We start from the raw sequence: 12,513 nt of genomic DNA, 5'->3' as shown, positions 1-12,513 counted from the left end.
CAGCAACATATCTTATAATTTATCCAGTTCCTAAAGGATTAGGAAAGACTGATTTTTTTAGAATATTCCATAAAATAGCGGTCATAACGCTTTAATCTCGCATTCATTTCTTCGGCATAAATTACATATTGACATTTCATCATACTTTGAGTTATTGATAATAAAGCCGCGTAAGCCGATTGCTGACTTAAAAAATCGGCATCATCAATGCTGAAGATTTTTACTTGTGCGGTATGTACTCCGTTTAATAAAAATAACCTATTTAGATTTTTAGGGGTCGAAATAAGAATATCTATGCCTTCTAAAATTTCCGATTTCTGCAAATCGATATGCATTTTTTCGTAAGCTACATATGTTCGGATGGAAGTATGCCGCGTATAGACCGTAAACCGATCCTGAATTTCTAGGGCTTTCTCTTTGTTTTCTACTAAAACAATTGCTCGCGGGGCATCACCAACCGCTTCACATTTCAATTTATGTAAGGTGGTTAAAATAAGCGTGGTGGTTTTTCCGGCATCTTTAGGCGCTGTGCAATATAGATTCATTCCGCTTTTAATCACCGGAATACTTTTGCGTTGTAGTGGAATAGGGGTTTCCATATCCAGCTGCGCTAATTTTTCTGTTAATTCGGGGTGTAACTTTTTAAAAGGCATTTGGCAAAGGTAGGCATTTCTTTAGCTGTTTTTATCATTTGAAAGCTTGAAATCTTAGGAGAAATCACTCAAGAACACCAATTGAAATGATAACTTTTCCTTTTACATACCTACTATTTTTTATTTCCACGGGCCATTTGTCGTTACGTTGATTGTTTTTCCTTGTTTGTCAATTTTATAGAGTCCGCCAGCACAGCCCAACCATATATTCCCTGTTCTATCTTTCAAAAAACTCATTGTAGAAGTTGGAACCTCAAAATTTACGAACTTGTTGTTTTTATAATTATAAACCCCGTTGCTTGTTGTACTAATCCATAATTGGTTTGAACTGTCTTTGTAAATTGTGTAAACGTCATTTTCACTCAGGCCGCTAATTTCAGAGAAATGAACGATGGTATTGCTTTCAATTTTATTCAATCCTCCTTTTCCAATTCGGTTCTCAGTATTAGCGTTGTCTTTCTCTGCCACTCTGGTTCCAATCCAAATATTTCCTTCTTTATCTTCTGCAATGGATTGAACATTATTTGAATTCAAACCCTCTTTTATAGTGAAATGAACAAATGAGTTTCCGTCAAATTTACTCGCTCCGTAACCATCCCTTCCAAACCAAATGTTCCCTTTCGTATCTTCAGCGATAGATGTTATCCAATCTTTGGTGTCAGGATTGATTTTTGTTTCTATTTTTGGATAAGGAATTAGGAATTCTTCAAATAGAGTTCCATCAAACTTGCAAACTCCGCTCCAGGTTCCAATCCAAAAGATTCCTTTACTATCGATAAATAAATTACTTACCATATCGCTACAAAGTCCGTCTGTTTCAGAATAATTGGTGAACGTTTTTCCGTCAAATTTTGATATTCCTGAACCTGTTCCAAACCATAAGTTTCCTTCCTTATCTTCAATAATGTTTGTGATTCGGTTACTTGGCAATCCGTCTTTTGTTGTTAAATAAGTCAATTTATTATTATCATATTTCGCAACCCCTTTTTCTAACGTTCCAAACCACAGATTTCCTTTCGAGTCTTGAAATGTTTCGACTACATATTGTCCGATTTGCGAAGTGTTCTCTTGTTCTTTTACATTTTCAATTTCAACCTTTTCTGCTTTCTTTAATTGTGAATTACAAGAAATGGTTAAAATAGTCAATAATGTTAAAAGTAAATTCTTCATTTTCGGTTCAGTTTTATATGACGATTAGAGAAGAATTACGAATTATTCTTTCATAATATGACTTACTAAATATACTTGAATTTTCAGTTTAAAGCAGAAGCAGTTATTTATTATATAAATTGTTAGCAACTGACTTAATTATGTTTCTGTTGTGAACTAACGTTTTTAAGTAATTGAGTCATATGTTTTATCGCATAAGCCAGTACATCTTCTTTCTCACTTACATAAACATCCGGTGCAATACCGTAAGGATCAATAGGATTTTCTTTAATATCGGGTGCGCGGTAGGAGGTAGGGTAAACTGCTGTAAAACAACCTAAGTCTAAATGAAAGCCGTTAAATCCATCTACAACACCGGCAGTATTTTGTCCATAAACGACAACTTTGTCACTTTGATTTACACGATATACAAAAGTTTCACCAGAGCTATATACCTCTTCATCAATTAGCACAATCACTTTTTTAGGACCGTTGTAAATGGTATCTGTGGTAAAAGTCCAGGTTCCTGTTCCTTTAAAATAAGCGGTCCCCTTATTTTTTATAAACATCTCATATTCTTCTTTTTCTTGTACCGCGTATTCTTCCACAGTCAACTCATTAGAGGCTGCAAATGCATTTATTAGATATTCGGTGTTTTCCTCACTAAGCCAAAACCCGTTGAAAGGTAAGGTGATAGGTCCCATTAAAAGGTAAGGAAGAACCGGGAAATACGTTGCATCGCTTCCACCGGTATTTCCACGTATATCGACCACCATAAAATCAGATTTCAAAATTCTGTCGTGATTTGCTTTCATTATACTATCTACGTAAGCTGGTTCTACAGAATAAAAATCCGGTAATCTCAGATAGGGTATCTCATCGATGTAACTGAGATGAAACTGATCGAATTTACGTTCTATTTCACTAGGCTTCTTCTTTTTAACTTCAGGCCAAAGTTTTTCCCATTCACCTATTTTTTCGATATTAAGTATACCTATACTTGTTTGATTTCCAGAAGTTTTTTGAATGCTGTGATTACCCATCATATAATTTATTTGATAGGAGGTACCAAAATTTGAATAAAGTTCTAATTTAACTTGTCCTTTTTGCCAATTTGTATTGCTGCTTTCTAATACAACTCCAACAAAATCTCTTTTCGGTTTACTATTATTATTACTTGGCATAATTGCAATCGTATAGCTACCTCTTTTCCAAATCCCCAAAAGCGGATTGAGATTATACGACTCTTTTTTATAATTTTTTTTGAATTGCTTTTCAGTTAGCTCTACATTCTCAATATAGGGGTCAATGGCTTGGTTGCCAGAATCAATAATATAGTTATGCTCATCTCTGAAGAATTGAAGATACTGCTCAAGAACCGCTTTACAATCTCTTAAATTTGTGGTTTCATTTGCCTTGTCTCGAAGTAAAGTCTTGTGTGCCTCATATAGATCTCTGTTTTCGGTTGTTACTTTGTAAATAAACAATGAATAATTTTCTTCATATGCATTTACCGCTTTTTCATAAGCTTCAATACACTGGCAATCTTGAGCCTGTAAGGGACTTATTATTGCAATAGCCAAATAAATAGTAAATAGGGATTTTAGAATGATGTACATCTTGGTAGTTTGTTTTAGTCTTCTATTAATGCTTGTCATCTAGCTTCTTGCAACGGCTTGAATAACTCAATTTGCTGGCATGTAAACTCGAATCTGTCCGTTAATTACTTTACTTTAACGGTATTCAAAAATACCGTTTTTGAAAGATATTCCGCAATTTGTGTTATTTATTGTTGCCTGCTGACTTTTATTATTTTTGGAAATCGTCAGTAATAATACTTTTTAATCGAATCTTTTGACTATATAGGTTTTCAATTCAATTCTCTCTGGTTCGCCTGTCAGAATTGAATCTGTGAGAATATATTTTCCATAGTGTTTTTTAAAAGTGCTTTTACCTCCATAGTCACTTATGTAATTTTCTATTCTAATAAGTTCTTCATTATTTAATAGAATAATTTCTCGATAATTATAAAAACCATTACTATTGAAGGAAATAGAGTCAATTTCTTTAACAAGACTTTCTTTTAATTCAGTCGTTTATGCATTAACACTATTAAAGCTAATTACAAAAATCAATATGATTATCAGGTTTTTCATCCAATTTACACTAACGTTATAACATAACATATTATTTCGTTGCGTACCTAAGCACTAAAGTTCGTAAATAGGCTAGAATTAGCAATTAATTTTATACGCTGTTGGTGGTAGTTTTTATTTTTTTGGTAGATATAATTTCATTTTTCCGATTTCTAACTTGTCTAAATGTACCATTTTACTTTCGTCTTTTGTAATCAAGTGCATATGTAAAAATGAGTCGTGATGGGTGAAAATTCCTTTATGTTCAGTTGAGAAAAATCCGATTATTTCAGCGTCTTTATTTTGAATATTGTAATTTGTCTGTCCTTGATGTGCTTCATCAGGCGAAGATATTTTTGTTCCTGCTGGCAAATTCTGAATATGAATAATCGCACTTGAAACTTGTCCTATTAATTTAAAGGCGAAAGGTCTTTTGAATGTAGATGTTTTTTGGACAATATATTTCTCCAAATCCTGAATAGTATTTAGCTCAGATGGTAGATCAACTTCATTCCATTGAGTTACGTTTCCATAAACAAGGAATGGTGCTGATGTCTTAAATGTTTTTTCAACGGTCATTGTTGTGTCTGAAGTCACTTTAGACACATAGCTTTTTCCGTTATTAATTAGTAATTCGCCTGTTAAATAGCTTACAGGTCCAAGCCCATAAAGTCCGTTTTTGTTCGAAATTGTGTCAAGCTCAATACTACTACCTAACTCGCCTTTCCACATCACATTTTTCATTGCTCCGACAATATTAATGTCAGGATAAGTTTCTGTTTTATCCGTGTTTTTTTCTTTCGGTGTCGAATTACAACTTATCAGTGCAATTGCCAAAAGTCCGAATGCTAAATGTTTGATATTCATATTGATTTTATCGTTTTTCTTAAATTAACGCCAACTGGTTATATGCTAACAAATATATAGATTTACCAAAAATTGTAACGGGGTAAAATGAGAAAGTACATATTTATATAGCTGCTACTTTTAACAAAAACAGCTATTAGTAAATTTCACATTTTAGTTCGTTAATCATTTTATCTGTCTTACCTAAATTGTATTTTTGGGGTATTTCAAGTTTTAGACTTATTGTAAATCAGGATTACTTTATAATGATTCTCATAGAAGTACTTTCATAAAAAATAATGAGTTTTTAATCACTTTTAGCATAGTACTGTGTTGGTAAAAGTTATTTTATTCAGTTCGATATGGACAAGAAGTCCAAGGATATGCACATTGGTCTTTACGCTGAAGCCATCCAACTATTTTATTTCCATTAATTATAAAAGACACTTTAGCCCAAAGACCGTTTGTTTCGATTAATTCAGTTTCTAAAAATTTACCAGATTGATATGCTAACTCAGAATTTAAATCAGGTTTTTTAAAGAACTTAACTCCGTTTTTTGATTCAACATCCAAATCCGAAATATTGATTTTCATTTTATTAGCTAAAATCCATTTTCCTTTATATAATTCAAAGTTTTTATTTAATGTATTTTCTCTACAACTCGGTAAAATTGTAATATTTTCGATTTTGAGCCAACCATTTTTTGATTCCAAAATCGAGAATTTATACCAACAATTTGATTCTTTTAAAGTTTCCAATTCCGCTATTACTTTTCCATTCAGATTTTCATAAATTAGAATAGGTTCAGTTTCTTTTTCGGAATAATAACATTCAACAAAGTTTCCAAATAAAGATTTGGTGTTTTTTTGTGCCGAAAGATTAACTGAAATCGATAATATTAATATAAAAATGCGTTTTGTCATATGTTGCCAAAAGTTTTTGAGTTGACTTGATTACATGTTCTAAACACTTAAATTATCAATATCCGAGAAATTAATTATAAAGTTGTTGTAAAGTCTATTTATTTAATTCCAATTACTATCGGAATTTGTGATTTAACTTCTTTTTCATTTACACACGCCGGATACCACTCGGTTAACTCAATCAGAATTTTCTTGACTTGATTTTGTGTTTCGTTATTCAATTTTCCGAATTCTCCAAAAAACCTAAATTGTTCTTTTTCGATTTTCCCTTTTTCATTGATTATAACGAAAGCTCTTATTTTTTCAGGTTTGTAGCCTTGATTTTTTTTTATTTTTTCGGTCAGAATTTTATGGTCAGATTTTAATGAAGGCATTTTATCTGGATACAAGTAAACTCCGTTTTCATTTGTTATTCCGTAAAATACTTTGTTTTGTTCTAATGTCCATAAATAATCAGATGATGATTTATCAATTCCTTTGAAATATTTGAATTTACCTTTAAATGTTATTTTCTCTAATAATTCTCCATCTGAACTAAACTTTTCAACTTGCATTGTATATCGTCCACGTAAACCGTTTATTTTTTCAAATGGATTTTGATTCAATTTCAAATCGATACTATCAACTTTGTATTCTATTCCAATTTCCGCAACGTCTGTCCAATATTCGTAGTTTGCTTTTACTATATTTAATTTTTTGTCGATTATTATTGATATTGTATATCCAGTAAATCCTGTACTATATTTATTTAGAATCTTAATATTTAATTTGTCAATTAAATCTATATCTAAACTTTTATAGTTTTTAAGTTCGTTAGCTATATTGTCAAATCGATTGAATTCATCTTTAATTTCATATTGTACAATATCTAGATCAATCCCAACTTTTTCTTGTCCGAAAGCAAAATTTGCGATTAAAATCAATATGATAATTTGAATTCTCAATGTTCGCTTATTTTATTATGGTGTTGTGTCTAGTTATTTTAAGTTCAATTTATTCGACCAAATTTGTCCTTACAAATATAGTTTTCAACTGTAAATGTTTTAATATCAATAGTATCTTTGACCATAATTCCTTTTTCTTTTATCAATACCATTCGCTCATTAGGTAAAATATATTTTTGATCTTTATAATAGACAAATTCAGTGTCCTTTGAAATCCCATTACTTCCTTTAAACAGTACTATGTTTTTGTAATCTTCTGAAGGCACTTTATAATTATTAAAATAATAATAACATCCGTCAGTACTCCAACGTTCTAAAAAACTTTTCTCGTCTTTATATACAAAGGTAAAGTCATTTACAGAACACACATCTAAAGATTTATCTGTGTAAAATACGTTTTTCCAATCTTTAGAAAAATACCCATCAATAATTTCGAATTCTTTAGGACTAGAATTAGCAATAGAGTCATTATAGTAATAAGCGCGGTTTATGTCAACGGCATAACCTCTTTTTAAATGCTTAAATGTATTTGGGTCAGCTCCTGGAATAATCACGTTTTCATAATAAACATTAGATTTATCTTTTCCATAAAGGTTATCTTCTGAATTAATTTGACAGAACGATTTTAAGTCGGCATTTTCTACAACTTTCTCATTCCAGCCTCCTTGCCCAAAACTCCAAAATCTATAATAAACTTTGTTTTCTCGCTTTTCATATTCTGAACTACAAGAAGAAAGATTTAATAATATTAATATGATAAGTATTTTTTTCAAAATATTTTATAACCTATTTTTGTAAGCGTCATTAACAGGAAAGTGCGCGAATACTTTTCGCTGACGCAACCAAGATAGCAAAACGAGCTGAATTTCCGATTAGGAAATTCAGCCGTTATTGCGCTTACACGGTGTTGGCAAACGTTTTTTTAGTTCATATTCGGCAATATCAGACTTAAACCATAAAAGTAAATTCCGCCGATTATTAAAATTCCGATAAAGTTTATTTTCAGCGTTGTACTTTTTAAATCAGTCCATATTGACTTTAATTTTTCTTTTTCCGATTCGACGACTTTAGTATTTGCAATAAAATCTCCAATTCGCCTTTCGGGATTTATAAATCCGATAACAACTTCTAAAGGCCAAGCAACACAAATAGTCAAATTTCTCACGAAACATTGTAATTCAGTAGCTGGCTTTTCCGTTTTACAATTAATAACTTGAAAGCCCAAAATCCGTTTCGCTGGACTTTTGCCTTTAAAAAGGTCTTTGTTTAAATAGACAAAAACAAATAGGAAAAAAACGAAGAATCCCATTCCGTCATTCATTCTTTGTCCGAGTTTTTCAGATATTATAGTCATTATTATGGCAGGTGGAACAATTAATATGCACATAATAAAATGGTCTAATAACATACTCGCAATTCTCCGAAGTCTATAGTTTCCATCAACTGTTTTTTTTAATACTCCAACTGCTGAAATTTCGTTAGAATTTTGATTGTTGTCGGTCATTTCTTAAATGTTTGTCAACTCGTTATAGACTAACAAATATATAGATTTACCACAAGTTATTACGGAATAATGTAAGAAAGTGAAATTTATATGGCTGTTTGTTTTAGCGAAATTAGTGGCTACTGGTAAGTGTAAAAGTTCAGTTCTTCTATCATTTTATCTGTTATAGCTAAACTATATTTTTGAGTTATGTAAGGGTTAGGAGGGAACCGGCCTATCCAAAAAAAGGATTAAAATCAAGGAAGCAACTCGAAGTGATGAATTTTTTCTAAATACATACAGATTGATGTATATTTCATGAATTATTAATTTGCTCAAGATTAACGAATGAAGCATATCCTTTTTGTTTGTTCAGCGAATAAAGATCGTTCCAGAACCGCTGAAGATTTTTTTAGTCAGTGCTATCCGGATTTTTGTTTTGATTCAGCAGGCACCAATCCAAAGATTTGTCGGCAGTTAGGAACCACTTATATCCAAGAAACCCAATTAGCCTTAGCAGATCGAGTATTTGTGATGGAAAATAAACACCGACAAGCCCTCCTCAAAACTTTCGGAACAAGCTATGCTCACAAAATAACCGTACTTCATATTCGTGATGTTTATCCCTATGGTGCTAAAGCACTTATAGAAGTTTTAAAAGAAAAGGTAACTTTATAAGGGTGCTTTAGTCTTTTTTATCTCTATCACTTATGAAAGCCTGTCGCTTTTAACATTCAGCAATAAAAAAAGCCAATAATCTAAATGATTACTGGCTTTATTGTTGTCGGGGTGGCAGAACTAAATTACCACTAGACAATATTTTAATAACCAGACACTTACACTGTTTCAATAAAATCAGGTAACCGGATAGGTAACCTTTGCACCGATTTTATTCGTAAATGCAAAGATATATGATTATCTTAAACTAAAAGACAATAAATAGAATCAAATTCTATTTGGCTCCCCCTTTGTGCAACAATTCTTAAGTATTTTGAACAGGCCTAATGTATTATTGAAAATCTAAAAACCTGGGGAAGAACCTAAAGCAGCGAATAGTGATGCTCCATTTGACTTCGAAAGAAAAGCGAACTCCCTGGTAAGCCGAACTTTCGATTTTTATAATTATCGGTTATGCGTTAAGTCCAATTGACATTATTCCTGACTTCATCCCGATAATTGGATATCTTGACAGCCTAATCTTAATACCGGTTGGGATTTATTTCATCGGAAGGCTTGTTCCTGAAGATGTAAAAGCGGAGTGTTTGATAAAAGCAAAGAACTACTAATGGAACAAAAATAACAATTGGATGATCGGGAACATAATTATTGTATTTTGGCTGTTCATTGTGGTATAGATTTTCGCGATTATTTCAAGATTTGAAATAATTGAATATACTTTAAAAACGTACTCATTATATCATTGCACAATCTGTGCATTGATTTTTTTTTATCTTTGTAGTGTGAAAATGATCGCTATCATATTATCTCTATATATATTCGGGCTTAACTTATTAGCCTGTAATGATAGTGATACTTCACAAGTGATTTCTGATTCAGAAGTAACAATGGTTGCTACCCAGGATTTAGATATCGACCATTCACATGATAAAGTAGCAGATTTATGCCCTCCTTTTTGTAGTTGTCATTGCTGCCATGTGCATACAGTAGATTTCGGTTCTTCAAATTTCAAGGCTTTGATTATTGAAATTCCATCAAAAGCCTTTGTCCATTTTGACAGCTCAGTGGAAGAACCTATTCTTTCCTTTTTAGATCCCCCTAAAGTTTAATTCAGTTTTTAGAAGGATAGCTATGTCCTTTTTTGACCAAATCCTAGTTCTCATACTAGATCCTTGGTCCTATTGGTAGATTTTGTTAGGCACAAAATTATTATCAAGAATTTTAACTGAATTAAATCTTTATTTATATGATTAATAAGATAATCGCATTTTCCATTAATAATAAATTTATTATTGGACTACTTACCTTAGCACTAATAGGGACGGGTATTTGGTCCATGTCCACCGTTAACCTGGGATCGGTACCAGATATTACTAATAATCAGGTTCAGGTGATCACCCAGTCACCTAATCTCGCCACAGAAGATATTGAGCAATTTGTAACCTATCCCGTAGAACTTTCGATGGGTAATTTACCCGGGGTTACAGAAATTCGCTCTATCTCACGCTTTGGCCTTTCGGTAGTTACTATTGTTTTTAAAGATGATATGGGAACTTATCTCCCTCGTCAACTTGTACAGGAAAAACTAAATGAATTGGGGGAGACCATTCCCGATAAATTTGGAAGTCCTGCTATGGGACCTATTTCAACCGGATTGGGTCAAATTTATGAATATACCATAAAGCCAAAGGAGGGATATGAAACCGAATATTCCCCCATGGAACTACGAACTATTCAGGACTGGATAGTCAAGCGACAACTTACCTTATTGGAAGGTGTGGTGGAAGTAAACTCTTTTGGAGGTTCCATAAAACAATATGAGGTAGCAGTCAACCCGGATAAATTAAACAGTATGGGTATAAGTATCTCTGAGGTTTATGAGGCGCTGGCCCGAAACAATGTGAATACCGGTGGAGCTTATATCGAGAAAAATAAAATGTCAAATTTTATTAGAGGTGAGGGCTTAATCCGTTCTCTGGAGGACATAAAGAAAATCGCTATTACCACAGAAAATGCAATCCCGATAACGATTGGTGATGTTGCAGAAAATGTTCAATTTGGAAATCAGGTACGATACGGAGCTTTTACTCAGGATGGGGAAGAAGCCGTTGGAGGAATTATCATGATGCTGAAAGGAGCTAATCCTAACGCGGTCATTCAGGATGTGAAAGATCGTATGGCTGAAGTCGAGAAGTCTCTACCTGAAGGTTTGACTATAGCACCAATAATTGATCGAAGTGAGTTAATAGCACGAACAACCGACACTGTAAAAACAAATTTACTGGAAGGTGCCTTAATAGTGATTTTTGCCTTAGTAATATTATTAGGTAGTCTGAGAGGCGGTCTTATAACTGCTACTACCATTCCATTATCACTTCTTTTTGCTTTTATATTGATGAAGCAATTCAATGTCTGGGCAAATCTAATGAGTTTGGGAGCAATCGACTTCGGAATTATTATAGACGGTGCAGTGATCATCATTGAGGGTACTGTATATGAAATACAAAAACGGATTAGATCTGGTAAAATAAAATTCAACCAGGCGAAAATGGATGAGGTAGCCTATGATGCTGGAAGTACGATGATGGGCTCTGCATTTTTTGGACAAATTATCATTCTTATCGTATTTACACCCATTCTTTTTCTTACCGGGGTAGAAGGCAAAATGTTTAAGCCGATGGCTTACACTTTCGGTTTTGCCATGATAGGTGCTATCTTCTTGTGTCTTACCTACGTACCTATGATGTCGGCCTTATTCATGAAACCAATTCAGAATAAAAAGAACTGGTTTGGAAAATTTGAACGTTGGCTGGAAAAAATCAGTGATAAGATAATTGGCGGAATACAAAGAGTATATATGCCCTTATTAAAAGGAGCCTTAAAACTGAAATTAATTGTTATAGGATCTGCAGTGGTACTGCTTGTGTTAGCCGGTTTTCTTTTTTCGAGAATGGGAGGAGAATTTGTGCCTCAATTAGATGAAGGGGATATCGCGATGCAGGCTTTAATAAGACCAGGAAGTTCATTAACAGAGTCTATTGATGTTTCAAAAAAAATAGAGAATATCCTTTTAGAAAATTTTCCTGAAATTAAAACGGCAACAGCAAGAATTGGAGTGGCCGACATCCCAACAGATCCCATGCCGATGGATATAGCAGATATGTACCTGATTCTTGAAAAAGATAAGGATAAATGGACAACTGCTGAAACTAAAGAAGGACTTATAGCGCAGATCAAGGAAAAACTCAATAAAGAACTTACTGGGGTAAACCTTGTGTTTACGCAACCTGTAGAATTAAGGTTCAACGAATTATTAGAAGGGGTTAGAGAAGATATTGCGGTTAAACTATATGGAGAGGACCTGGAGGTGTTATCGGAAAAAGTGCAGGAAATGGCCAATATTATCCAAACTGTACCTGGAGCTGGTGATGTAAACGCGGAGCGAACATCAGGCCTTCCGCAAATGACCGTTAAATTTAACCGTGATAAAATTGCCCAATATGGTCTGGATATTCAGAAAGTCAATGATTATATAAGTACTGCTTTTGCTGGAGGAACTGCTGGGGTCATCTTTGAAGGTGAAAAACGATTTGATCTGGTAGTAAGATTTGATGAAGATCATAGAAAGAATATTGATGATTTGCGTGGTATGTATATCGATCTTCCAGACGGAACTCAGGTGCCTATAAAAGAAATAGCAG

12 protein-coding genes are annotated in these 12,513 nt (G+C 33.1%); 4 read left to right on the top strand and 8 right to left on the bottom strand.

Annotated features, from left to right (window positions below; genetic code table 11):
* Nucleotides 1-38: 38 nt before the first annotated feature.
* From D9R05_RS14715 to D9R05_RS14680, 8 genes are all read right to left on the bottom strand, one after another.
* Nucleotides 39-653, bottom strand: a complete 615-nt coding sequence (locus D9R05_RS14715) for a DEAD/DEAH box helicase (RefSeq protein WP_121667990.1) — start codon at nucleotides 651-653, stop codon at nucleotides 39-41.
* Nucleotides 654-773: 120 nt separating this feature from the next.
* Nucleotides 774-1,823, bottom strand: a complete 1,050-nt coding sequence (locus tag D9R05_RS14710) for a ligand-binding sensor domain-containing protein (protein WP_121667989.1) — start codon at nucleotides 1,821-1,823, stop codon at nucleotides 774-776.
* Nucleotides 1,824-1,957: 134 nt separating this feature from the next.
* On the bottom strand, nucleotides 1,958-3,421 hold the full coding sequence (locus D9R05_RS14705; protein WP_121667988.1) for a S41 family peptidase: 1,464 nt from the start codon (nucleotides 3,419-3,421) through the stop codon (nucleotides 1,958-1,960).
* A 651-nt stretch (nucleotides 3,422-4,072) separates the two neighbouring features.
* The gene (locus tag D9R05_RS14700; protein ID WP_121667987.1) at nucleotides 4,073-4,804 is read right to left on the bottom strand and encodes an acetolactate decarboxylase; all 732 of its coding nucleotides are present in this window, start codon (nucleotides 4,802-4,804) and stop codon (nucleotides 4,073-4,075) included.
* A gap of 327 nt (nucleotides 4,805-5,131) precedes the next feature.
* On the bottom strand, nucleotides 5,132-5,707 hold the full coding sequence (locus tag D9R05_RS14695) for a hypothetical protein (RefSeq protein WP_121667986.1): 576 nt from the start codon (nucleotides 5,705-5,707) through the stop codon (nucleotides 5,132-5,134).
* Between the two features lie 98 nt (nucleotides 5,708-5,805).
* On the bottom strand, nucleotides 5,806-6,651 hold the full coding sequence (locus D9R05_RS14690) for a hypothetical protein (protein ID WP_162985012.1): 846 nt from the start codon (nucleotides 6,649-6,651) through the stop codon (nucleotides 5,806-5,808).
* A gap of 44 nt (nucleotides 6,652-6,695) precedes the next feature.
* Complete coding sequence (locus D9R05_RS14685; protein WP_162985011.1) at nucleotides 6,696-7,424, bottom strand: DKNYY domain-containing protein; 729 nt, start codon at nucleotides 7,422-7,424, stop codon at nucleotides 6,696-6,698.
* 149 nt (nucleotides 7,425-7,573) lie between these two features.
* Nucleotides 7,574-8,155, bottom strand: coding sequence for an RDD family protein (locus tag D9R05_RS14680; RefSeq protein ID WP_121667983.1), 582 nt, complete (start codon nucleotides 8,153-8,155; stop codon nucleotides 7,574-7,576).
* A 327-nt stretch (nucleotides 8,156-8,482) separates the two neighbouring features.
* Between D9R05_RS14680 and D9R05_RS14675 the strand changes: the two genes are divergently transcribed.
* The 4 genes from D9R05_RS14675 to D9R05_RS14660 all read left to right on the top strand — a co-directional run.
* Nucleotides 8,483-8,812: a phosphotyrosine protein phosphatase gene (locus D9R05_RS14675; protein ID WP_121667982.1), complete on the top strand. Its 330-nt coding sequence runs from the start codon at nucleotides 8,483-8,485 to the stop codon at nucleotides 8,810-8,812.
* Between the two features lie 434 nt (nucleotides 8,813-9,246).
* Nucleotides 9,247-9,420, top strand: a complete 174-nt coding sequence (locus tag D9R05_RS15770) for a DUF1232 domain-containing protein (RefSeq protein WP_121668026.1) — start codon at nucleotides 9,247-9,249, stop codon at nucleotides 9,418-9,420.
* A 180-nt stretch (nucleotides 9,421-9,600) separates the two neighbouring features.
* Nucleotides 9,601-9,921 (top strand): DUF6660 family protein, encoded by a 321-nt coding sequence (locus D9R05_RS14665; RefSeq protein ID WP_121668025.1) that lies wholly within the window; start codon nucleotides 9,601-9,603, stop codon nucleotides 9,919-9,921.
* Between the two features lie 137 nt (nucleotides 9,922-10,058).
* Nucleotides 10,059-12,513 (top strand): efflux RND transporter permease subunit (locus D9R05_RS14660; protein WP_162985010.1); only part of this gene is annotated, 2,455 nt, incomplete at its 3' end.

Origin of the sequence: Mesonia aquimarina (genome assembly GCF_003667275.1) — a bacterium.
Lineage (GTDB): Bacteria > Bacteroidota > Bacteroidia > Flavobacteriales > Flavobacteriaceae > Mesonia > Mesonia aquimarina.
The sequence above is the reverse complement of the archived record's forward strand: the minus strand, read 5'-3'. Positions and strand labels throughout refer to the sequence as shown.

Bases quoted from the DNA above. Each gene is read 5' to 3' on its own strand.
- D9R05_RS14715 (WP_121667990.1), bottom strand. From the start codon at position 653: ATGCCTTTTAAAAAGTTACACCCCGAATTAACAGAAAAATTAGCGCAG.
- D9R05_RS14710 (WP_121667989.1), bottom strand. From the start codon at position 1,823: ATGAAGAATTTACTTTTAACATTATTGACTATTTTAACCATTTCTTGT.
- D9R05_RS14705 (WP_121667988.1), bottom strand. From the start codon at position 3,421: ATGTACATCATTCTAAAATCCCTATTTACTATTTATTTGGCTATTGCA.
- D9R05_RS14700 (WP_121667987.1), bottom strand. From the start codon at position 4,804: ATGAATATCAAACATTTAGCATTCGGACTTTTGGCAATTGCACTGATA.
- D9R05_RS14695 (WP_121667986.1), bottom strand. From the start codon at position 5,707: ATGACAAAACGCATTTTTATATTAATATTATCGATTTCAGTTAATCTT.
- D9R05_RS14680 (WP_121667983.1), bottom strand. From the start codon at position 8,155: ATGACCGACAACAATCAAAATTCTAACGAAATTTCAGCAGTTGGAGTA.
- D9R05_RS14675 (WP_121667982.1), top strand. From the start codon at position 8,483: ATGAAGCATATCCTTTTTGTTTGTTCAGCGAATAAAGATCGTTCCAGA.
- D9R05_RS14665 (WP_121668025.1), top strand. From the start codon at position 9,601: ATGATCGCTATCATATTATCTCTATATATATTCGGGCTTAACTTATTA.